At 48.3% G+C, this 22,933-nt stretch carries 16 protein-coding genes; 10 read left to right on the top strand and 6 right to left on the bottom strand.

What is annotated here, in order from left to right; translation table 11 throughout:
- Window positions 1-113: 113 nt before the first annotated feature.
- From AOT11_RS16110 to deoD, 4 genes are all read right to left on the bottom strand, one after another.
- Window positions 114-1,697 (bottom strand): GGDEF domain-containing protein, encoded by a 1,584-nt coding sequence (locus AOT11_RS16110; protein WP_015727569.1) that lies wholly within the window; start codon window positions 1,695-1,697, stop codon window positions 114-116.
- On the bottom strand, window positions 1,678-3,177 hold the full coding sequence (locus AOT11_RS16105; RefSeq protein ID WP_017422372.1) for a tetratricopeptide repeat protein: 1,500 nt from the start codon (window positions 3,175-3,177) through the stop codon (window positions 1,678-1,680). Before AOT11_RS16105 ends, AOT11_RS16110 begins: the two co-directional genes overlap by 20 nt.
- A 160-nt stretch (window positions 3,178-3,337) precedes the next feature.
- Entirely contained in the window at window positions 3,338-4,807 is a 1,470-nt protein-coding gene (locus tag AOT11_RS16100) for a lactate dehydrogenase (RefSeq protein ID WP_026050777.1), read from the bottom strand.
- Between the two features lie 50 nt (window positions 4,808-4,857).
- Window positions 4,858-5,568 (bottom strand): purine-nucleoside phosphorylase, encoded by a 711-nt coding sequence (deoD, locus tag AOT11_RS16095; RefSeq protein ID WP_011082389.1) that lies wholly within the window; start codon window positions 5,566-5,568, stop codon window positions 4,858-4,860.
- Window positions 5,569-5,983: 415 nt separating this feature from the next.
- On the opposite strand from deoD, the gene AOT11_RS16090 reads away from it, so the two are divergent.
- The 4 genes from AOT11_RS16090 to AOT11_RS16075 are packed head-to-tail and all read left to right on the top strand — an operon-like array spanning window position 5,984 to window position 10,069.
- Window positions 5,984-6,937, top strand: a complete 954-nt coding sequence (locus AOT11_RS16090; RefSeq protein ID WP_026050776.1) for a YbgA family protein — start codon at window positions 5,984-5,986, stop codon at window positions 6,935-6,937.
- A complete protein-coding gene (locus tag AOT11_RS16085; protein WP_017422374.1) occupies window positions 6,927-7,733 on the top strand; it encodes a MerR family transcriptional regulator in 807 nt (268 codons plus the stop codon). Before AOT11_RS16090 ends, AOT11_RS16085 begins: the two co-directional genes overlap by 11 nt.
- Window positions 7,734-7,741: 8 nt before the next feature.
- Window positions 7,742-9,151 carry a deoxyribodipyrimidine photo-lyase gene (gene phrB / locus AOT11_RS16080; RefSeq protein WP_026050775.1) on the top strand — a complete coding sequence of 470 codons (1,410 nt, stop codon included), beginning with the start codon at window positions 7,742-7,744 and terminating at the stop codon, window positions 9,149-9,151.
- Entirely contained in the window at window positions 9,152-10,069 is a 918-nt protein-coding gene (locus tag AOT11_RS16075) for a L,D-transpeptidase family protein (protein ID WP_017422376.1), read from the top strand.
- A 20-nt stretch (window positions 10,070-10,089) separates the two neighbouring features.
- Here AOT11_RS16075 and AOT11_RS16070 read toward each other — a convergent pair whose 3' ends face one another.
- On the bottom strand, window positions 10,090-10,368 hold the full coding sequence (locus tag AOT11_RS16070) for an Lpp/OprI family alanine-zipper lipoprotein (protein WP_011082394.1): 279 nt from the start codon (window positions 10,366-10,368) through the stop codon (window positions 10,090-10,092).
- A gap of 356 nt (window positions 10,369-10,724) precedes the next feature.
- On the opposite strand from AOT11_RS16070, the gene AOT11_RS16065 reads away from it, so the two are divergent.
- The 6 genes from AOT11_RS16065 (at window position 10,725) to AOT11_RS16040 (ending at window position 20,824) form a co-directional block, all read left to right on the top strand.
- Window positions 10,725-12,068 (top strand): DEAD/DEAH box helicase, encoded by a 1,344-nt coding sequence (locus tag AOT11_RS16065; RefSeq protein WP_017422377.1) that lies wholly within the window; start codon window positions 10,725-10,727, stop codon window positions 12,066-12,068.
- 228 nt (window positions 12,069-12,296) lie between these two features.
- Window positions 12,297-14,351: a prolyl oligopeptidase family serine peptidase gene (locus tag AOT11_RS16060; protein ID WP_017422378.1), complete on the top strand. Its 2,055-nt coding sequence runs from the start codon at window positions 12,297-12,299 to the stop codon at window positions 14,349-14,351.
- Complete coding sequence (locus AOT11_RS16055; protein ID WP_017422379.1) at window positions 14,352-16,487, top strand: TonB-dependent hemoglobin/transferrin/lactoferrin family receptor; 2,136 nt, start codon at window positions 14,352-14,354, stop codon at window positions 16,485-16,487. It begins immediately after the preceding gene.
- A 16-nt stretch (window positions 16,488-16,503) separates the two neighbouring features.
- On the top strand, window positions 16,504-18,789 hold the full coding sequence (locus tag AOT11_RS16050) for a proprotein convertase P-domain-containing protein (RefSeq protein ID WP_017422380.1): 2,286 nt from the start codon (window positions 16,504-16,506) through the stop codon (window positions 18,787-18,789).
- Between the two features lie 21 nt (window positions 18,790-18,810).
- Complete coding sequence (locus AOT11_RS23950) at window positions 18,811-20,262, top strand: Lcl C-terminal domain-containing protein (RefSeq protein ID WP_017428823.1); 1,452 nt, start codon at window positions 18,811-18,813, stop codon at window positions 20,260-20,262.
- A 1-nt stretch (window position 20,263) separates the two neighbouring features.
- The gene (locus AOT11_RS16040; RefSeq protein WP_026050774.1) at window positions 20,264-20,824 is read left to right on the top strand and encodes an Lcl C-terminal domain-containing protein; all 561 of its coding nucleotides are present in this window, start codon (window positions 20,264-20,266) and stop codon (window positions 20,822-20,824) included.
- A 110-nt stretch (window positions 20,825-20,934) separates the two neighbouring features.
- Here AOT11_RS16040 and AOT11_RS16035 read toward each other — a convergent pair whose 3' ends face one another.
- Window positions 20,935-22,824, bottom strand: coding sequence for a methyl-accepting chemotaxis protein (locus tag AOT11_RS16035; protein ID WP_017422381.1), 1,890 nt, complete (start codon window positions 22,822-22,824; stop codon window positions 20,935-20,937).
- Window positions 22,825-22,933 lie beyond the last annotated feature (109 nt).

The following is a 22,933-nucleotide window of genomic DNA, read 5'->3' as shown; positions in this document are numbered from 1 at the left end:
GGCAATAATGAAAACTATCAAGTGCTTATGGGATGGAGCGCAAGGAGTGCATAAGTCGGGTATTGAGTGCAACAAAAAAGGCGGCAGTGCCGCCTTTAATCGAAAGGAAAAGGTTACTCTTCAATACAAACTTGGTTACGGCCGTTGGCTTTCGCGCGATACAACGCTTTGTCGGCACGATAGAAGGTGCGCTGGGTATTTTCGCCGTCACGATGCATGGTAATGCCAATCGACACCGTTAGGCCACGCTCACCAAGAATTTCTCGCCAACCAAACTGGAAAATACGTTCACGATAGTTTTCGGCATGAAGCTCTGCTTTCGCCAAATCGGTATTTTCAAGAATGACCAAAAATTCCTCTCCACCAAAACGCACGCAAGAAGCGCCACGAAAACGGAAATACGCCGCCAACTCCGATGACACATTGACAATCGCTTTATCGCCCACCAAATGGCTAAGCTCATCGTTGATCGATTTAAAGTGGTCGATGTCAATCACCATCAAGGCAAATGTAGTGTCGTGAAGCAACAGATCCTTCAGTTTGACATCCAACCAACGACGGTTATGCAAGGCTGTAAGAGGATCGGTAAACACGTCTTGTTGTAGTTGAGCAACGGTGTTCTTGTGTTGCTGAGTGGTCTCTTTGAGCTCTTTGTTTTCGATTTCAGAGAGGATTAATTTCAACTGCAACTCAAAACGAGAGATACGGCGTAATTGAGCGGCCCCCAACTCACTGATGGGAATATGTTTCATCAGATCGCTTTCGATACGAAAGCCTTTTTTCTCGAAGACTAACGCCTCTTTGAACAGCCCTTGAGCGGCAAGCACTTCGCTCATTGCCTGATAAAACTGCTTGGCAATGATAGGGGATGCTTTCATCTCGATGTTTTTGGATGAACTGGTGAGCAGCAGATTCGCCAACTCTTTTTTGCCAATAGCACAAAGCGAGTAGGTCATCTCAATGCGGTTCATGACCGATAACCAAGTGGAGTTCAAGTTGCCTGAAATGTACTGAACTTTGGAAAGCGACAGCAGGGCCGACACGTAATCTTTCTCAAGACGATGGATTTTTGCTTGATAGAGAAGAATTTGCCCAGAAAGAATTTTGTCACTGACGAGGATGCTCAGTTCTTCACACTCTTTGAGTAGATCCTTCGCTGCACTAATACGACCAAGGTTGATGTAACAAGCGAGCATGTAGAGCTTGTAACGCAGGCGTAATGAGCGGCTACTGATGGCGTGATCGATACCATCGATTTTTTGGTAATAGCGCAGCGCGCGTTGATGATCGCCATACGCGTCGCACAAGTTACCCATTCCCAAGACTGAGGTAACATACTCATCAAGAAAGCCGTGTTCGACGGCAATGTTTGATGCCCCAACGTATTCATTGAGTGCACCGGCGTAATCCCCAATATCGACCAATCGCTCGCTGAGATTGGCTTTGACCGTCAAAATGTCTTCCGCATTTTCCGGTAGAGTGAGCAGCGACAAGGCTTCTTTCAGTTCATCAATACTGAGTTGTACTTGTTTCAACTTGAAACGATATTCTGCACTGATGATGTAGCAGTGGGCTTTTTCAGTATTGGTCGAGGCGACGTGTTGCCTCACGTGGTTCCATAAGATGATCGCTTCTTCACCAGACACAGAGGTTGGATCAAAACCGGCATCAGTTACTTTACTCAGCAGCTTTTCCATGTTTTTTCTTTCCCTTGGTCTTGGTTCTGTGTGAATCCTCTAGTTGTTCCAGTGTGAATGGGAAGGTGAGGATATCTTGCAAAGAGAGTTGAGGTAGCGGGCCGTTCAGCCCTCGGCGTTGCCACGGGTAGATCGAAATCATGGTGGAGACGACATGAAAAAGGGCGTCTGCAGGTTCGTCTTTTTCACGGATTAACATGGCTACGCGATCGCTGCTCAAGCGAGAGATGAGATCTTTTGGTGTCGACAAGCTATGCGCTAACTCGGTACACACTTCCAGATACGCAGGATCTGCATGTTGGATCATGATGATGGAATGGTTGGCCTGCTTGAGTTCGGTTTTAAATAAGACCAGTTGTTCCCACCAATAGGTTTCAGACACCACATTCGAAAACTGACGCTCTGGATCGTATTCGTGCTGGGCTCGAATACGGTTAATGAGTTTGCGTGCTCGCTGTTCGAGCTGACGTTTGGAGCTACGTGCTTTGTCTAGACCAACGCGGTTAGTTTGCTCTCGCAGCATTTGCAGCGAGTAGTGGCGATACTTGCGAAAGGCTTGATAAGCCACTTCAAAGTTGCCTTGCTCTTCCGCCACTTTGGATTGTTGGAAGCAAATTTGGCTTAACAGTTCACCATTATCAAATTGCAACGCAGAGATTTCAGCTTGATCGAGTAAGACCGAAGCATTTAGGGTATTTTTCCGTAGTAGTTCTAAGCGCGCGCGGCTGATAAAGGAATGGGCTTTCATCCAAGTAAGGTTGTGTTCAACCGCAAGATCATGTGCTTTTTTGGTTGCCTCGTCGGCGGCATCCAAACGCTCCAAGCCGAGTAAGGCAAGACCGCGAAAATCCCAGATTTCCGCTTGCCATGTGTTGTCGGGGTAGTCTTTGAGCACTTCGCTAGCCCCATCCAAGATGGTCAGCATTTCCACGTAGTTATTGAGCAGGTAGTAGTCCCAAGCCAGCAAAATACGCGCTTTGCCTTCCGCCCAGTTAATACGTGCATTGTTTGCGACTTTAACCGCGAGTTCGTGCGTCGACGCAGCCAGTTTGTAATCGTTAGTGATACGCCAAACGTTGCCCAAGCCAATTAACGCTTCAATCTGTATCTCGGTTTCATCAATCAACGCGGATTGTTCCAGCGCGTTAATCCAGTATTGCTGAGCAGAGTAATATTTGGCTTGACCCCAGTATTGTAGGGCATATAAGTGGAGAATTTGAGGTAGTCGGTCGTCGTTGTCGAGGCGGTTTTGTTTGCTGTGGGCTTCTTTGATGAGTTTTAAACCACGGCGGTAATCCATCAAACACCAACAGCAGTGCGACTGGATTAAAAGGGCTTCAATTTCCGCTTCTGGGTAGACAATTTGCTCGGCGCGGATGTAGCACTGCTCGGCAATTTTCAGTACCTCCGCAGGCTCACTATTTACGCGGGCTTTGATTTGTCTAAGTTCAGCGTCTAACTGAAGTTGGCTTTTATCCAAAATTTACATCCATGCGATTCAGTTGGCGTACAACACGTTCATTATATTGACGTGTCAAAAATTCGCATCATTCATCCGCAATAATTTACTGAGTTAATACTAAATGAATGACAATATTGGGTGTCGTTTCACATAATCTTAACCCAGACAGACGATAGTGCTAGGACAGAAGCTGTTTAATGGTTAATGGGCTCTCTGTAACACCTAGTCGTTGGGCTGGCGTTTGTCCATGTTTATCTTGATAGCACAAATTATGCCAAGCTCTGAAAATGTCGAGCAATGGTAAGACGCCACCCGGTCTGAGTTTTCGTCTTGGTTCGTTGACAAACCCTTCAAACAATAACTGAAAACGTGACTGATAGAACGAGATATTTCGCGTGGTTGCTTTGTTAAACCATTGTTCTGGCAGATTTTTGTTACCTGCAAGATAACAAATACCTTTGAGTTTGCTGCCTTGGTTGGCAATTGCCCAGCGATCTCGCCACCAACTCATGTAGACAATGTCAAACTTTTCAAATGATTGGTTTAAATCCCAACTGGGATCTTCGTCGACATAAAGTAGGTCAACATTTTGACTTTGGATTCGAGGGAGGCAAACACTCAGGGCCGCAGAGCGCAATAGTGGATCTTGTGGCATGTAAAGTGAGACGCGTCCAGCTTCATTACACATATCCAGCACATGCAAATAATGCGCATAAGAGGTGTAAGGCGGACGAACTACGGCGCCTTTCGTCGGGTAGTTGAAGGTTGCCATATTTCCCATTGGATCTTCAACGTTGCCGCGGGCCAAAATGGTTTGGTATTTCTGGTCGATACGTTCACGCAGATAGTCAGAAGGTGTGTTTTCTGGCTCTTTTGCCTCTGCGGTGTATTGCGGAGAAACAAAACGTGAAATCGCTTCGTAAGGGTTGTGATCAACCGTACCTAGTGGCTCTTCTTTGGCAGAGTAGTTCACATGTTGGCAAAGAATATAGCCAGAATGCGCATCGCCTGTGGCCATCCAATAGACACCATTGTCGCTATTGGGTTGCAAACGTTGGTAATGAGAAGCAAGTTCGTAATTGAGCGCATGGTTGACCCATCGCGCATCAATCGTTGCCAATTTACGGCGGCAACGGCTGGCAATGTGTTCAACATGGTCATAAAACGTTTTTGGGTTGATGGCCAGTTTACGGCAAATCTCGCGCACCGAGTAACCGGTGAACAACAGGCCCATTAAGTTTTCTTGAAACTGAAGCTTTTTGTTGGCGCCAGACCATTTATCGACAAACGTGGATTGGCATGCTTTGCAGCGATAGCGTTGGCGATCACCACTGTAACCAAAGGCATGGTAGAGATGTTTGTGGGTATGAACAGAAAGGCCAAAGTTTGCGCAGTCGTCGTTGCGACACGCTGGCAAACCATCACTGTGAAGTTGACGTAAGCGATGCAGCTCATTCAACACTTCACGGTTGTTAAGTAAGGGGGGGAAAGCTCCACATTCACGACAGACCATCGCTGGACGCTTAGGGTTCGCATGTTGCAAAACGTATCGTTTTGCATCGCTCAGACCAAAGTTGTCACACGCCAATGTTTTACAAAAGTTGAGTTGTAACCCATCTGCGTCTTTTGGCAGTTCGCCGTTAGACACGATCGCCCCCTCGGGATTATTCGGTGGCTGGGCGAACCCAGCCAAAAAACTTAAAGATTGATTGCTGTTTCTAGCGCGACTTTCATCATGTCGTTGAACGACTTCTGACGATCTTCAGAGCTTAGTTTCTCGCCACGGATGATGTGGTCAGAAACAGTCAGAATAGTCAGTGCTTTTGCTTTCAGATCCGCAGCCACACCGTAGATGCCAGCCGCTTCCATATCCACACCTAGGATGCCCAGTTTTTCCATCTTCTCGAAGATGTCTGCTTCTGGTGTGTAGAAAAGATCCGCAGAGAATACGTTACCGACTTTTACTGGTACGTTTTGCGCACGTGCTTGTTTAACGGCTTCTTCCAATAGACCGTAATCCGCCAGTGCAGCGAAATCGTGATCGTTAAAGCGGATACGGTTTACTTTAGAATCCGTCGAAGCACCCATGCCGATCACAACGTCCATCAGGTTAACGTCGTCGCGCACCGCGCCACAGCTACCAACGCGGATAACATTTTTCACGCCGTATTCCGCGATCAGTTCGTGAACATAGATACATGCAGATGGGATACCCATACCGTGGCCCATAACAGACACTTTTTTACCTTTGTAAGTGCCAGTGAAGCCGAACATGTTACGAACGTCACAAACTTGTTTTACATCTTCCAAGAAAGTTTCTGCGATGTACTTAGCGCGTAGCGGATCGCCTGGCATAAGTACGGTTTCTGCAAAATCACCTGGTTGTGCGTTGATGTGTGGGGTTGCCATAGTATTCTCCAATATTTCTATTGAGGTAATTGTCATCAAAAACAGAGTCAAATTACCAATTCTGTTGAAACTGTTTTCGTTCGTTGAGGCAATACTAGCTAGATAATTCGCCATTCCATGAGAGGTGGCTCACAAAAGCTCCTGATTATACATTTATAACCACGATTGATAACTAAAAATGTTGAAACTTAAGGGGCAATCGATTTGCCATGCTTGAAGTGCGTCACAGGGGCGTTGGGAGGGGGTGGGAGCGTCGCAACTTATGGGTGATTTGTTACATGTTAATAACCTATGACATGGTTTAGTAACGTTAATTGTGGATTTTTCCTAGATATGTACAAAAAAAATATTTGTACAACTCAAGTTTGCTTGCTATAAATTGTACAAGTAATTTTTTTGTACAAGGGTGATGAGCATGAGTTCTTCTACACTAAAGATCGGTATCAGTGCATGTGTGTTGGGTGATCAAGTCCGTTTTGATGGGGGACATAAACAGAGTCGTTTTGTGGTGCAGGAACTGATGCCACACTTCTCCTTTGTGCCGGTTTGCCCTGAGGTGGGGATGGGAATGCCTGTACCGCGCCCGACGATTCGCCTTATTTCGAATGAAGAACGAATCGCGATGGTGGAAACAAAGAACCCTGACAAAGATTACACTGAGCAGATGCTCTCTTACTCTGAGCAGCAAGTTGATCGATTAATGGCACACTCTTTAAGTGGTTACATTGTCTGCGCAAAATCACCCACCTGTGGCATGGAGAAGGTCAAGGTCTACAAAGCTCATGGCGCGGAGAAAGAAGGCGTTGGTTTGTACACCCAAACTCTGATGCGCAAAATGCCTTGGTTGCCGGTGGAAGAAGATGGCCGCCTGAACGATCCTGTGCTGCGTGAAAATTTCGTCACTCGTGTTTATTGCCTGCATGATTTTAATACCAACGTGCTGAATCAGTTGTCGCGCAAAAGCATCGTCGAGTTCCACTCTCGCTACAAACTGACCTTGATGGCGCATCATCCAGAGTCTTATAAAACCTTGGGCCGCTTGGTAGCCAAAATAGCCGATTATGATATCAACGAGTTTGCTGTTGAATACCGTCAAGGGTTGATGGTCGCGCTAACCCATCGAGCAAGCCGTAAAAACAACACCAATGTGTTGATGCATGTTCAAGGCTATTTTAAAACGGCACTGAACAAAGAGCAGAAAAGCGAGTTGGCGCAAGTGATCGATGATTATCGCACAGGTATGCTGCCACTGTTGGCACCATTGACCTTGATTCGCCACTATCTCAATACCCATCCTGATGGCTATTTGGAAAGCCAAAAATACCTCAAGCCTTATCCACAAGAGTTGAAATTACGTTATGGTTTGTAATGAAGAAAATGCAGTAGAAAAGTGGTATGCGATTCGCGAAGTCTCTGAGATTACGGGGGTTAAGCCGGTCACTTTAAGGGCGTGGCAGCGTCGCTACAATTTAGTTCAACCCGAACGTACTGAGAAAGGGCATCGACTCTACAGTGAAGACAATATCGAGATGATTCGCGAAATTCAGGGTTGGCTCGCTAAAGGTATTGCCATCGGCAAGGTGAAAGATCTGCTGGTAAACCCCGATGCCGAAGGCGCGTTGGCAGCGGAGAGTCGTGAGTTAGATGAAGTCGAACGAATGTTGACGGCTCTGTCTGTACTGAACGCAGGCAAGGCTGAGTCGGTGCTCAATACGGTTCTGAAAGAGTATCCATTTTCGGTGGTTTGCGATCAGTTCTTATATCCGGTCATGACGGCATTGGAACGGGTTAAAAGCACCACTCGTAGCCTACAAAAAGGCTTACTTCGTTCTATGCTGCATACTCGTCTCACCTTTATTGTTGAAGCAGAGCGGAAAGCGGCCAGTAAAGGCAAGTGTCTACTGCTTTCCTATGAAGGCGGCGATTTTATTGCGGGATGGATGGAGGCAGTGACGTTAAGCGAACAAGGTTGGTATGTCACCTTGATTGATGGAGTGGAAGATCTTTCTGGGCTCGATTTTGCTGATGTCACCGAACACTATCAGCGTGTGCATATTTTCTCGCATCGAGCGTTGCAAGAGAAACAGATGAACATGGTTAAGTCCATGCTCGATAACAACAAAGTTACGTTGAGCGATGTTCTGGCTCGACTCCAGTTTGGGTAGGGATGGTAATGAAGCTGGTTTGGTTACGCAGAGACTTGCGCAGTGTGGACAACACAGCGCTCAATCATGCTATTGCGACTTCACAAGAGGTGGTTGCCTGTTTTGTGGCCACCCGTTTGCAATGGCGTGATCATCACATGGCGCCTATGCAGGCCGATCTCATTGCGCGGCGTTTGGCGGTGCTGGCGGAAGAACTCAACGCGCTCAACATCCCGCTGTTGTACGACGAAGTGGATGACTACGCACAAAGCGCAACACGCGTTGCGAGCTGGGCTGAACAATTGGCGGTTAGTGAAGTGGTGTTTAACCGCGAATATGAAGTCAATGAGCGTGTTCGTGATGAACAGTTAATCAATCAGCTCGCATCATCAGAGATTGGTGCCCTCGATGTCGAAGATAAGTGTGTGCAGGCACCTGGCAGTGTGTTGAATAAACAGGGGGACTATTTCAAAGTCTTTACACCGTTTAAAAAAGCGTGGCTGAAATCGTTTGTTCCTCCACAGATCATCAAAACCTCAGCGGCGCAGCCGGTTGTATTGCCTGAAGCCCTGCAATCATCACTTTGGCATGAGCAGGCGCCGTTTAGCTACCCACGAGAAAGCAGCGAGGCATGGTCTGTTGATTCTCAACAGATTCGTGAGACGTTAAGACGCTTCTGCCATGAGGAAGTGGATCGCTATCACGAGCAACGAGATTTCCCTGCCACGGCAGGCACCAGCGTGCTGTCCCCTTATTTGGCGATTGGCGCCATTTCGGTCAGGCAATGTATTGCACGACTGTATTGGCAGCAAAGTTATCTGTCGAATGGTCGTGAAGTGTGGTTGAGTGAGCTTATTTGGCGTGAGTTCTATCATCACCTGATTCATTTCGAGCCCAAGTTGGTCAAAGGGCAGGGCTTTGTCGAGTGGGAAAAACATCTGCTATGGCCAGCAAAACCGGACTGGTTTGAACGTTGGTGCCGAGGGGAAACAGGCTACCCCATTGTGGATGCAGCGATGCGGCAACTCAACCAAACGGGATGGATGCATAATCGCTTGCGCATGATCGTGGCCAGTTTTCTCACCAAAGATTTGCACGTCAACTGGCGGCTGGGCGAGCAATACTTTATGCAGAAACTGGTGGACGGTGACTTTGCGGCCAACAATGGAGGCTGGCAATGGTGTGCCTCGACAGGGTGTGACGGTCAACCTTATTTTCGGATCTTCAACCCAATTACGCAGGGAGAGAAGTTTGACCCGAATGGCGAGTTTGTGAAGCACTGGCTACCAGAATTAGCGCAGGTGCCGAGTAAGTTCGTTCACCAGCCGTGGAACTGGCCAGGTCACATGCAGTTGGATTACCCAGCGCCAATGGTTGATCACAAACAGGAAAGAGAGATAACCTTGTCTTTGTTTACCCAAGCCAAGGATTGTCTCTGAATGAAAATGCCAAAACCCACATTGATTACGCTTTTCTGTGCGGCATTGCTGAGTTGGACGAGCGACGCTGCGACTTATGATCTTCCCGCGGAAGGCAGTCGGTTAATTGGACGCATCCAGCATCATGTTGTTGAAAAAGGCGAAACCATGGCGAACATCGCCAAGCAATATGATGTGGGCTTTTTGGCCTTGATGGCAGCCAATAAAGGGGTAGACCCGTTTCTGCCTCAGGAAGGTTATGTGCTTTCCATCCCTAGTGAAATGGTGCTTCCGCCCGTGGAGTACCAAGGCATAGTGATCAATTTAGCGGAGTTAAGGCTTTATTATTTTGAGCCCGAGCTGGGTAAGGTGCACGTTTTTCCGGTCGGGATTGGCCGAGTCGGGCGTGATACGCCAGAAATGGTGACGTCGATTCGTGAAAAACGACCGAATCCAACCTGGACACCTCCCGCTTCCATCCGTAAAGAGTATCGAGAAAAAGGCATCGAGCTGCCTAAAATTGTCCCTGCTGGGCCAGATAACCCGTTGGGCGAGTACGCCCTTCGCTTAGCGTATGGCAGCGGTGATTATTTGATCCACGGAACGAACAAAGATTTCGGTATCGGTTTGCGCGTCAGTGCTGGTTGCATTCGCATGGAGCCAAAAGATATTGAATGGCTGTTTTCTCAAGTGGACAAAGGACAGAGAGTGAAGATCATCAACCAACCGGTGAAAGTGTCCCTTGAGCCGGGGCGAATTGTTTACCTTGAAGCGCACGAGCCACTCACCAGAAGCAATGGGGTTCAGGATGAGTTAGTTGTGCCAATAGAGTTGGATTGGTGGTTGAGCGAGTTAAATCTGAATGATTCGAAAGCGAAAGCGGTGATTGCGGCACAAAATGGTGTGCCCGTAGAGGTAGCTGCGCCAGGTTTTGAATAACCCGACGCAGATTACAGCAATTACTTCGTGTACGACTGAGCAATATTATCGATACGCTCGTTCGCACGTTCTGCTTCTTCTTGAGCTGCCATCGCTGCGGTTGCAGCTTCTTTGGCTTTCATCTCAGCGTCCGCTTGATTGCTCTTAAGTGCAGCCACTTCTTTTGTCAGTACATCGACTTGATTCTTAAGATCTTCTACCTGCGCCATTGCTGCTTTGGTTTGTTCATCTGGCCCCGATGCACAACCGGCAAGTAAAAGAACAGAAGAGGTGGCAGCTGCAATTAGGATCTTATTCATAAAAACTCCTTGTTCTATAATTGTCTGTCATTATTGACACTAATGTCATATGACTCTTTGATTGTAGCGACAATAAATGACAACAGCGAATTAAAAAGTGAGCAACGTCCACATATTGAAGGATTTTTACCGAGTTCTAACAGAGATGAGACGTTTTTCTGTGTTGTGTGTCGGATCTGGTTAGCCTATTGCTTGACATGAACTTGGGTAATCGAATTTTTAGGCCGATGTTTCCTGTGAAATGTGGATAATTTTTCTGTGATCTCTATCCTTTATTATGCGGTTTAAGGTATCATTGCGCGTTTTTATTGATTCCCTCTCGGCGGCAAAATAAGCGGCCAAGATAGTGCAAAATAGTGGAGAAACCTTTGCAATTTAAAGATTTAGGCTTAGATAATCGCCTACTGAAGAACCTAAAGCACTTAGATTTTCAGAAAGCGACGAAAATTCAACAGCAAGCGATTCCAGTTGCGATTGCTGGTAAAGATTTGCTGGCATCCTCAAAAACAGGTTCTGGCAAAACGCTGGCGTTTGTTTTGCCTATGCTTCATAAGTCTTTAAAAACAAAAGCATTGTCAGCGCGTGACCCGCGTGGTGTGATCCTTGCGCCTACTCGTGAACTTGCAAAACAAGTGTATGGAGAGCTTCGTACCATGTTGGGCGGCCTTTCCTACGACGCAACCTTGATCGTGGGTGGTGAGAACTTCAACGATCAAGTAAAAGCGTTAGCACGCTACCCTAAGTTCATTGTCGCGACTCCAGGGCGTCTTGCGGATCACTTAGAGCACAAATCTGTGTTCTTAGAAGGTCTTGAGACCTTGGTACTAGACGAAGCGGACCGTATGCTCGATCTGGGCTTTGCACCAGAGCTACGCCGCATCCACAATGCTGCGAAGCACCGCCGTCGTCAAACGTTAATGTTCTCTGCTACGTTGGATCACGCAGAAGTGAACGATATCGCATCAGAAATGCTGGATGCACCGAAACGTATCGCCATCGGTGTGTCGAATGAAGAGCACAAAGACATCACTCAACGTTTCTACTTGTGTGATCACTTAGATCACAAAGAAGCGCTTCTAGAGCGTGTGTTGAGCGAAGCCGAATACCGTCAGGTGATCATTTTCACGGCGACACGTTCGGATACCGATCGTCTGACTGAAAAACTGAATGAGAAAAAGCTGAAAGCGATCGCGCTAAGCGGCAGTTTGAATCAAAATCAGCGCAATACCATCATGAGCCAATTTGAGCGTACCGTGTTCAAGATCTTGGTGACGACGGATGTGGCATCGCGTGGTTTGGATATTTCAACCGTGACGCACGTGATCAACTTTGATATGCCAAAGCATACCGAAGAGTATGTTCACCGTATTGGTCGTACTGGCCGTGCTGGCAACAAAGGCGATGCCATCTCCTTGGTCGGCCCGAAAGACTGGGATAGCTTCAAACGTGTAGAAGCTTACCTTCAGCAAGACATCGCTTTCTCTGAATTTGATGATCTTAAGGGCAAGTTTAAAGGCATCAAACCACGTAAGCCCGATTTTCGTGCGAAGAAGCAAGACACGACAAAGAAAGCACGCCCACAGAAGAAAGCTGTGTCGAAAGCACCAGCGAAGCGTGATAAGAGCTTCTACCAAAATGTGGCAGTGGGTGATTCAGTGTTTATTCCTAAGAAAAAACCTGCCGCACCAACGGAAGAGTAACCTTCCTAGCGTTATCGCCTAAATGAGAAACCGCCCCGATGTTCCGGGGCGTTTTTTTTACCTCTCTGCTGGAAGATTGTATTTGAGTAATTACTTAAATTGATATCTATTCTCATTTGCATTTGCGATCTGTATCACTATTTTTTGGTAAATGATAATTGATGTTATTTGCATTTGAGTGCAAACTAGCGTCCTTTCATTTGCTTTATAAATGTAACTTCCAAAACTATGAAATTTATTCATCTTCTTTTGATGCTGGCATGGCTCCCGGCAGGGTTGAGTTTTGCTCAAAATTCCTCTGTGACGGATAAGGATGCTAAAGACAAGTATGAATGGCTGCGAGATGATTCACGCAGTTCACCGCGAGTGCGTGCTTACCTAGAAGAGCAGAATCAGCTTACAGCACAAAGATTGCTTGAAAGCGAGAGTTTGGCACACATGCTCGAGGAGCAGTGGCAAGCGATGCAGCCTGAGAAAGGTGAAGAACCATGGGGTTATCGTGAAGGAGAGGAATGGAAGCTAACTAACCAAGGCGGCAGTTTGCAATTGATGCGCCGCGACCCATTCACTCAACAAGCAGAAGTGGTGTTCTCGTTTGCCGAGCGACAAAATAACACGGCTTACTATCAAGTGGGTGAGTGGGCCATCTCGGCAAAGCGTACACACTTGCTCTTTACCGAAGATCGTCAAGGTAGCGAGCGATATCAAGCGGTGTTGGTCGATTTAAAACAAGGCCATATGGTTGAAATTGCGAAAGATTTGGACACGCCAGTGTTGCTCTCTCGCGATGGTTTGACTGTTTATGTGATTGAAAAAGATCAGTCTCAGCGTCCATCGAACATCATGGCGATTGAGCTCGAAACGGGTCGTCAACACAGCTTGTGGCAGGAAACGCGAGCAGATTGGTTGATGTCGTTTTATGCCGCCAGTGATGCAAATTACGCGCTATTGCAAAGCAACAATGAAAACAGTAGCGAACAAAAAATCCTCGACTTGCGCACTGGAGAAGTCTCCGCTGTTCTGCGTAAAGCTGAACAAGGGATGGAATATTATGCGGATATCAGCCAGCAAACGCTTTTTGTTCAGAGCAATCATGCTGGTGATTTTCAGCTTTATCAGGCACCGTTGCAGGCACCGACTGATTGGCAACGCTTTAGTGATCACATCACGACGCTGAATCAGTTCTATCTGTTTTCGGCAGGTGTTGTGGTGAGCGCTAGCCAGGGTCCAGATTCATTACTTTCGGTATTAAGCTACCGTGGTGAACTACGCAAGCAAATCCCCTTGAATCACGCTGGTGAAGCGGCTTGGGTTTCGAGAAATGGCGATTTCGCCAGTAACAAAGTGCGCATTCGTAGCATGTCGATGACCACGCCACCGACTTGGCGAGAGCTAGACGTGAGCTCGCTGAGCATCAAAGCGATCGCCCAAGATCGCTACGCCAATTACCAGCCCAGTTTGTACCGTACGGAGCAGATTTTGGTGCAATCTTCTGGTGTTGAGGTTCCGGTGACACTGGCGTACCGTCGTGACAAGCTCACGGCAACTTCCCCAGTGATTCTTTATGGTTACGGTGCTTACGGCTTTACCATGAAACCTTATTTTATGCCGCAGACCATCAGCTTACTTGATCAAGGCGCCATATACGCAGTGGCGCATGTTCGTGGGGGCGGCTACTTTGGTGCGTCATGGCACGATGCAGGGAAAGGGATCAACAAAAGCAACGCCATCGCTGATTTTGTCGCCGCCGCTCAAACACTTCGCCATGTTCGCTTGAATGCGAAGGGGGCAGAGCCGGTGCAGCGCGACATTTACCTAATGGGATCCAGTGCGGGCGGTACATTAGTGGCGGCAGCGATCAACCAAAAGCCGGAACTGTTTTCAGGGGCCGTGATCAAAGTGCCGTTTGTTGATGTGCTCAACAGCATGTCAGACAGCCGATTACCGCTCACTGAGCAGCAATATGGAGAATGGGGTAATCCCGAGTTGCCTGCTCAACGAAAAGCGATGCAAGATTACGACCCTTATCTCAACCTTCAATCGGCCACTTATCCGCCAATGTTGGTGCAAATTGGTTGGCACGATCAGCGTGTGCCGTATTGGGAAGGGGCGAAGTACCTGACAAAACTGGCGGCTCTTAGTACAGGAACCGGGCCTTATTTGTTGCAAACGGATTTTGATTCAGGCCACGCCATGGACAGGCGTAAAGGATTGGCGCAACAAGCCAAAGAGTATGCTTTTTTACTTTCACTGATCAAAACATCGAATAAATCGGAGCAATAAATGAAACTAACGCCTGTCTCAGCGGCGGTACTGTCGGTACTCGCTGCCAACTTCGTGCACGCTGAAAATGACCACGCCGTGATGGAAGAGGTCGTCGTGACGGCCAATCAAATCGAGCAACCGCTATCGGAAGTGGCGGGCTCTGTGTCGGTGATCAGTGGTAAAGAACTCGAGAAAAAAGGCCAAACGGAGCTGTACGATGCGCTGCGCAATGAGCCCGGCGTCAGTGTCACGGGAGGCGCGGGTCGGCCACAAAACATCGCCATCCGTGGTATGACGGGCAACCGAATTATGATCGTTCGTGATGGCGTGCAAAGTGCCGATGGCTTTGGTGCTAATGACATCAATGACAAAGTGGGGCGTAACTCCTTTGACTTGGTCAACGTCAAAAGTATTGAAGTGGTGAAAGGAGCCAGTTCATCCATTCACGGTTCAGGCGCGCTGGGCGGCACTGTCGTGATTGAATCGATGCAGCCAAGTGACTACTTAAAAAATGACGATTTCTATGCTGATGTGGCCACCACGTACACAGGCATCAGTGATAAAACCCAACTGATGAGTAATTTGGCCTTTCGATCAGGCAACACTGACTCGTTGTTGACGGTCGCGTATTGGCAGGGAGAGGAAACACGCAACTTCCATCAAGATAACTATCAGCGTGAGTTAGAAGGGGCGAGCGCCAATTACCAGCTCAACCATTTTGTTGGTGATGCGCTGATGTTAAGTATTGCCGCAGATGCCTATCGTGAAGGGCAAATTCGTCGTGAAGGGAGCCCAGGTATACATGCGGATGGAAAATGGGACCAAAACCAGTACTACGAAGACTCGCACGTCACGGATCTTGGCGTTTCGGCTGGGTTGGAATATCAGCCTGTGGACGCTTTTTGGTTCGATGAAGCCAAAGCCAAGTTGTATTGGCGAGACATGGCTGATGTAGAAGATATCAACCGTCTCTACGGCAGGCTGGATCAAAATGGCATTACGGAGCAAAAGCGCAGTTTAGACAACAACGAATTTCGCGATCAGCTTGTGGGCTTTCGTGCTGATATGACCAAGGCGTTTGCCACCGCTCAAACTGAGCACCAACTTGCTTATGGCTTGAAAGTAAACAGCAACCGCTATTCGAGAACGTCTGAGCGTCAATCTTTGGTTTCGGGTGGCTCAAGTGCGTTCAGCAAACAACCTTTCACACCAGCCAAAGCGCTCAGTGTGGGCGTCTATGGTTTAGAAATGATGCAGTATGGCCGCTGGACAACCACATTGGGGCTGCGGTTTGATGCTCATCGCCTTACGCCAGATGGCGATGCACACAGCAACGGTTTCGCCATGAAGAATATCGACAGCCAAGAGTGGTCACCGAGCTTCTCTATCGCAAGAAAAGTGGCTGACGCTCATCAGATCTATTTTTCGTACAACCATGGTTACCGTGCGCCAACGTATGACAAAGCATACGGCTATGTGTCTCATGAAGACATTCCATTCACTCCGTTTGTCATCATTCCTAATATGGATCTCAAAGCCGAAACCAGTGATTCGTTCGAGGTGGGGCATAAGTTTGATAACGGCACCTCACGCCTTTATGTTGCGCTGTTTTACCAACAATTTGATGATTTCATTGATGTCAAAGAAGTGGGCATGGCTGGCCCTGTGACTCTGAAGCAATACCAAAACCTTAACGGGGTTGAAACCTACGGTGCAGAGCTATCGGCTGCCCACCAGATCAACGAGCAATGGTTACTGGCGACGAAAGCGGGTTATGTCGACGGCAAAAATGACCAAGGCGAATACATTCGAACCCTAACGCCAGTAGAAGGTAACGTTGAGCTGAGTTACGCCAAGCAAAACTGGTCTGCATCATTGCTGTGGAACTGGGCAGCAAGTATGGACCGTGTACCTGTGTGCGTGAATGACTTCAATCAAGAAGTGTCGTGCGCCAAAACGGAGTCGTGGCACAGCTTCGACCTGTTTGCTTCTTATCAATGGAATAAGGATCTGACGTTGAGTGCCTCCATCGTCAACCTGTTCGACAATGAATACATTCGCTATCAAGACGTGGCGGGCATTTCACAAGCCCACACCACTTATTCCACAGAGCCGGGGCGCTACTTCACGGCCAACGTGAAATACCAGTTCTAAGCGCAAGGAGTCGAAGATGAAGACCAAACTCACCTTACTTGCCCTGCTACTGGCGATGAATCCGATGGTTGACGCAGCGCAGTGGGATTACCCCGAAGAGCGAGTGACCTTGAATAGCGTCGAGCAAGTACAGCAGTTTGTTCAGCAGCATTATGCTGATCTGGGCGAATTTAAACTCAGGTATCAAACCACCTCACTGTTGGGCCATCACTATAACTTTGATGTTTGGCAACATGGGCAGTATCAACAGCAAAAAAGCCTTGTGGTGACAACGGATCAGCAGCACCGAGTGGCGCGCGTGTTTCGTAGTTTAGAAAACACGGTGTTGCTCAATGGCGAGCCAACCACGGCGGTGGAGTTGGAACACCCTCGAAGATTAGAGGCGGATTTTCCTCCTGCCTTAGAACAAGGCGAACTCGAAACGGTTGAAATACAGGTCTTCGACCCCGATCTTCGCACGCAACAACAACTTCCGGCCCCAAGCAGTGGCTGGAACAGCATGGATGACTACCCCGGCGCGATGGAATATCAACGTCGAAAGGTCAGCTTACTAAAAACCGATCAGGGTTATTTTTTACGCAACCGAAATGTGGTCGAAGTGGATGCTAAAGCACTGATTTCAGTGGAGACGCAAGATGGTGTACCGGTCAGAGACGAAAGCGGTTTCGCGGCGCCGTCGGGGATTAGCCATTTTGCAGCCTTGACGGATCTGCAAACGCTGGATAGCAATGATCCGCGTTTTTTGGCGGTGATGGCGTTTTACCATCTTGACCATTCGCTCGAATACACAAAAACACTGGGCTATGCGCTGTTTAATGAGCCACTAAAGTTTGATGGACGTGGGCTGTCTGCCAACAATTCTACCTATTATAAAGGCCCTCAGGCGGCGATGTTTGGCTTGGGTGGTGTTTCACCAGATGCGATGGATGCCGATGTTATCTTGCATGAGCTTGGCCACGGTATCCACTATCAAATTGTGCCTGATTGGGCATATGGCCATAGCGGTGCGATCGGCGAAGGGTTCGGTGATTATTGGGCTGGTAGTAACAGTTATCGTCAGCAATATCTCGATGCCGCAAGGCGTGGCCAAGAGTTTGAACTGGATACGGTGTTCAATTGGGATGGCGTGTTTGGAAATCGTCTCTCAACTCGAAGCTTGTGGAACCAACGTGCGCGCTATTTTGAACATGGCCACTATCGAGCACACGAAAGTGTTGGGGGCGAGTTGGGTGATGAACTGTGGTCAACACCGTTGTTCCAGGCCCTGAAGGAGTCAGTCTCCTTGCTCGGTGACGGGGATGAGCGAGTGTTTCATCAGTTCGATACGATCGTTTTGCAAGGTATGTATGGCCTCGGGCGCGGCGTAAAGATGCACGATTTGGCGGAAAGCACCGTGCTGGCCGCTGCCACTCTTTACCCTGAAAAACCGTATGCAGAGATTTTGCAACGCCACTTTAAACGACACGGATTGTTAAAAGCCCCGTTCACCAGCCGTCTTGAAAGTAAATACATCACGGATGCGAAACCGCTCTCTATTGAGCTGGTGGCCAACGGTCGAGCTGCAGAGGTTGAGGCAAGACTTTCTCTTCAGCAACAGATCTTGGTGGAGAAGCAGAGCCAACTGACCCATTCACTTACCCTTAGCTCGGAGCTACCAGAAGGGTTGGTATGTGGCCAGCCGTTTGTCGCGCAAGTGGAGACCGATTATCGTCATCAGCCTTGGCTGGCAAAGCAGCAGTGGCAAGAGTCGATCACCTTGGTGCGAGGTGTACCTCAGTTGGTCAATAGTGCGCAGCAGATGGACGCGCGACTGAATGATGCCGGCACTGACGCGCAGGGCCGTTTTAACGTTGGACAACAGATCTTCTCGCAGACATTTCTTGATCGCGACGTCACCATTGGTGAACAGTTCGCCATTTATCTCGATATTGACCACGCATCAATGGCGGATTTGTCTATCACTTTGACCTCACCAAAAGGTGACAAGCTGGTGCTTTGGAATCACCAAATCAGTCAGGGCAACGGCTTCAAAGGCTATTTCACCGTGGCTCACGACGCGCAATTAGCGCCATTACTTGGTCAGCAAGCCTGGGGACGCTGGCGTCTAGAGATCATGGATTCCATCGAAGGCAATCAAGGCCGGTTAAACGCGTGGGGCATTAGCCAGTTTGAGCAATACCAATGTAATGAAACCCGTGCAGATAGCACTTCGAAAAAATCGGGTGGGCAACTCAATCTCTTTGTCCTCTGGGCGCTCTTTTCCATATTTGTGGCTCGAGCGTTTTGCTCTCGCCAAAATTGAAGCTAAGCAGAAGAAAACAACATGAAACGACACTATTCCCTTATTGCCTCCGCGCTGCTCTTGGCAGGCTGTGGTGGCTCATCATCTGGTGGCAGTGCCACCAACACGGCGCCCACTTATTCATTATCCGGTCAAGTTGCGCTGGCGGAAGCGAACAGCACGAACACCAAAGTGTGTGTTGACTACAACCAGAACTCGCGCTGCGATCAAACGGAAAGCACCATCGCGTTAGATGGCAATGGCCAGTTTCGTTTTCAGTCGACCAGCAAAACTTTCTATCGTCGTCCAGTATTAGCCGAGGTGGCGTTGGCGGGCAATCAAACCCTCTATCTTTCTACGCCGGGGCAGAGTAAAGAAAAAGGCATGGTGATCAACGAAGTCACGTCATTGATTTCTGCCATGGTCAACCAAGGCGTTACCGTGACGGTTGCCAAGGAAAAACTGCAACAACAGTTAGCGGATGTGGGTGTTGCGGTGGGAGACGATCTTCTGACGATAGGTCAACCGAATGGCCTTGAGGTGTTGAACGACAACGTGCGCCGAGTTCTGGGTAAAGTAAACAGCCATGAGCAATCACGTATTTTGGCGCAAATTGCCCACCAGTTGCAGTTTGCTGGGCAACATTTAGCGACGGATGCTTTGAGTGAGCAAACCATTGAGCAGTGGCTCGAAGCGATCAGAAACCAGCCAGTACAACGCCAAGTGATTAACGATACCGGGGTTGTTAAGCAATTCTCTGGCAACAGTGTGAGCTTAGAAAACGCGCCAAGCGGGCATTATCCGGGCCAAGATGCTTCATTTGGTTTTGATCAACTCGATAGGCAGGAAAGCACACAAAATGGCTTCAAACTGGTCAAGCTCGATGGCAATGGCAACCCATTAGCAGATGACGCTGAGCAGTGGTCTTGTGTTCAAGATCTGCGTACAGGCTTGATCTGGGAAAATAAGAGTGCCGATGCGCAGTCGCTTCAATATCGCGATCGTATTTTTACCCTCAAGTTACCTCGTTTCGAACCGTACGCGGAAGACCTTGCGGCGTCTGGGTGCCACGATGCAGGCGACAACATTTGTACCACGCAAGATTACGCGGAGTTGCTCAGTCAGCAAACCTTGTGTGGGCAAACCAACTGGCGCTTACCGACGGTGCAAGAGTTCTACAATCTCATCGATTTTGGCGAGCAATCTCAAACGGAAACCGGCCAACAAAAAGGATTGAATCAGCGTTACTTCCCGCAGCAATCATTGGGGCATCCCGATCTGGATCCGTATGGCTACGTATGGACATCGACGGTGAAATTCACTCAATACAACGCGTATGCTACCGAAGGCAGTATCCAATCGGCGGCGGTGCGACTGTTGGGTGAAGACCGCGGCCAAATCGAATACTTTGAAATTTATTCCGACATGGTGGAAGCCGATTACGGCACCTCTTTCCAACTACCCGTCCGTATGGTTGCAGCAAAAGGGAACTAAGATGAAAAAAACACTCACAACATTGGCGCTGCTCCTTGCTTCAAGTTCGGTATGGGCAGAACAGCAATGCTTAGACGGCTTAACCCCAACGGCATCGAATGCCCGTTTTAGTTACTCTGATCTCGGCACCGTAACCGACAAGCAAACTGGTTTAACCTGGATGCGTTGTGCCGTTGGCCAACAGTGGAATCAGGCTCAAGAGCGCTGTGAAGGCGAAGCCCAGTTAGAGAACTGGCAAAGCGCGTTGCAAACGGCTCAAGCGGTCGATGACGAAAACGCCAACCACGCCTTGTTCAATTTTGCTGGTAAGCGTGGCTGGCGAATGGCCAATATTAAAGAGTTAGTCTCTTTAACTGAGGCTGCGTGCCATTCCCCATCTTTGAATGCTCGAGCTTGGGGGTCGGCATACACGGTAGAGCTGGGCAATTTGGCGGTTTATATCTGGAGTAACACACCATCCACTCAAGGCGCGTCAGCACTGAGTTTTGACAGTGCCAATGGCGAAGTGTATCACCACGCACAAACTCAGGGCCTGAGTGTCTTATTGGTGACTGAGCAATAAATAACGGCTATCTAAGTCTACTGGCAATAGAAAAGCGCATCGAGGTTCGATGCGCTTTTGTTTATTCGTCAAGCGAAGAGTAGCGTTGTTATAAGACGCAGAGATTTGTATTAAAGCTTAAATTGTGAAACGAGCTGATGCAGTTGCTTGGAATAGTCTGACAATTGTTTGGCTTGCTCGGTTGCAGTGACGGCGGCCTGTGCGAGTTCATTGGAGACGTCATTCACCGCTTGAGTATTGCGGGTGATTTCTTCGGTCACCAACGATTGTTCTTCCGCGGCGGTGGCGATTTGCGTCGACATATCATTAATGCGTTGCACGCTCGCCATGATGTTTTCCAAGCTTTGACAAGCGGTTTCTGCATCAGACACCGATTGCTGCGCGTTGGCATGGCTTGCCGTCATGGTATTAACGACTTTGTGCGTGGCCGATTGCAATGTCTCAATGGTTTTTTGAATCTCGCTGGTGGACGTATGGGTGCGCTGGCTAAGAATGCGGACTTCGTCTGCCACAACGGCAAATCCTCTTCCTTGCTCACCCGCGCGAGCGGCTTCAATGGCGGCATTCAGCGCCAACAAGTTAGTTTGTTCAGCAATCTCTGAAATGACAGAGAGAATATTACTGATGCTATGCACGTGGTGCTCTAACTCTTGAAGCTCAGCGGCAGATCGTTCCACATCGGAAGCTAATGCAAGGATCGACTGTTGACTGCGTTGTACTTCGCTGACCCCTTGGCGAGATACATCGACAGTGGCTTCGCCTTCTTTTGAAGTATTTTCAGCATTCAAGGCAATTTCGTGCGTGGCCGTCGACATCTCCGTTACGGCGGTCGCGACCATATTAATTTCATCTTGTTGTGTTGCAATACGCTGGCTGCGGTGTTGTGCTTGTTGCGCCGCATCTTGTGCTTGTTGATTAAGCTGCTGAGAAAGCGCGACGATTTGGCTCACCATGTCGTGCATGTTTTTGACAAAGGTATTGAAGTTTTGAGCAAGCTGACCAACTTCATCTTTGGAGCTGATTTGGATCTCATGCGTCAAATCGCCTTCACCTTGCGCTATTGCTTTTAACGCGTGCGAGACTTGGTAGAAATCTTTCAGCAGATAATTAATGAAGAGCGAGATAATGACGATCAGCACCAACGTCATGACCACGCCTTCCAATAGCAATTTTTGCAACAGTTCCGAATAGCTTTGTTCTTCTGTTTGACGATCCATTTCAATCGCTAGGATCCAGTCGGTATGGTTGATTTTGTCAAAATAGATCAACTTTTCTGCGCCATTTCTGCTGAGGCGTTGGATCTCATTGTTCTCCATGGCTTGATGGATACCCGCTAGCGAGATCTCACTTGAATACGCAGAGAAGGGTTGCATCTCTAGTGAGGTCTGAGGATGAGCAACAATGGTGCCTTGTTCGTTGATCAGCATGGCATAGGCGTTGTCGCCCACCTTGTAGCCAGAAATATTGTCCTGAACGCTCTTAAGAGAAATATCCGCCCCCATAATGGCGATGATCTCTCCACGTACTTTGACTGGCGTGGCGAGTGTGATCATAGCTTGCTGCGTTTCAGTGCTGACATACGGGGCGGAAACGATACTGCGATTTTCTTGGAGTGCTTGCTGATACCACTCAGCATTACGAGCGTCATAGTTGGGGTATTTTGCATCCTGACCAGAAAGATAAAGGCTTCCGTCACGAGTGGCGTAATAGACATCCAAATACTTCGCTGACTCTTTAGCATGGCGCATGGCCTCTTTGGCTTGCGTCAATTGCTCGATATGAGCGGCGGATTCGAGGATCTGGATATTATTCTCTAACCAGTATTGCAAAGCGGGAGCGGCGGCTTCAGAGACGCTGGTAGCTCGGGCGTAGATGCCTGAGCGCGTCTGCTGCCACAAAATGCTGGAAGATTGCCAGATGAAGACACCCGTTATGGTGAGGACGCAGAGCAAAACAGACAAGATAATTTTGTTTTTTAGAGTGAGCATGGATTGTTTCATGATGGTCAAAGATAGGTCAGTTTGTTGGTATTCTATACTGTTAAATTGATTAATGGAATGTCATTCTGTTATTTGTTCGTCACCTTTTTTCTTCTAGTGAAAAAGATTA

Source organism: Vibrio vulnificus NBRC 15645 = ATCC 27562 (assembly GCF_002224265.1).
Taxonomy (GTDB): domain Bacteria; phylum Pseudomonadota; class Gammaproteobacteria; order Enterobacterales; family Vibrionaceae; genus Vibrio; species Vibrio vulnificus.
Note: the sequence above shows the minus strand (reverse complement) of the source record. Positions and strands in the feature narration are given on the sequence as shown.

Bases quoted from the DNA above. Each gene is read 5' to 3' on its own strand.
- AOT11_RS16110 (WP_015727569.1), bottom strand. From the start codon at position 1,697: ATGGAAAAGCTGCTGAGTAAAGTAACTGATGCCGGTTTTGATCCAACC.
- deoD (WP_011082389.1), bottom strand. From the start codon at position 5,568: ATGGCAACCCCACACATCAACGCACAACCAGGTGATTTTGCAGAAACC.
- AOT11_RS16090 (WP_026050776.1), top strand. From the start codon at position 5,984: ATGAGTTCTTCTACACTAAAGATCGGTATCAGTGCATGTGTGTTGGGT.
- AOT11_RS16085 (WP_017422374.1), top strand. From the start codon at position 6,927: ATGGTTTGTAATGAAGAAAATGCAGTAGAAAAGTGGTATGCGATTCGC.
- phrB (WP_026050775.1), top strand. From the start codon at position 7,742: ATGAAGCTGGTTTGGTTACGCAGAGACTTGCGCAGTGTGGACAACACA.
- AOT11_RS16075 (WP_017422376.1), top strand. From the start codon at position 9,152: ATGAAAATGCCAAAACCCACATTGATTACGCTTTTCTGTGCGGCATTG.
- AOT11_RS16070 (WP_011082394.1), bottom strand. From the start codon at position 10,368: ATGAATAAGATCCTAATTGCAGCTGCCACCTCTTCTGTTCTTTTACTT.
- AOT11_RS16060 (WP_017422378.1), top strand. From the start codon at position 12,297: ATGAAATTTATTCATCTTCTTTTGATGCTGGCATGGCTCCCGGCAGGG.
- AOT11_RS16055 (WP_017422379.1), top strand. From the start codon at position 14,352: ATGAAACTAACGCCTGTCTCAGCGGCGGTACTGTCGGTACTCGCTGCC.
- AOT11_RS16050 (WP_017422380.1), top strand. From the start codon at position 16,504: ATGAAGACCAAACTCACCTTACTTGCCCTGCTACTGGCGATGAATCCG.
- AOT11_RS23950 (WP_017428823.1), top strand. From the start codon at position 18,811: ATGAAACGACACTATTCCCTTATTGCCTCCGCGCTGCTCTTGGCAGGC.
- AOT11_RS16040 (WP_026050774.1), top strand. From the start codon at position 20,264: ATGAAAAAAACACTCACAACATTGGCGCTGCTCCTTGCTTCAAGTTCG.
- AOT11_RS16035 (WP_017422381.1), bottom strand. From the start codon at position 22,824: ATGAAACAATCCATGCTCACTCTAAAAAACAAAATTATCTTGTCTGTT.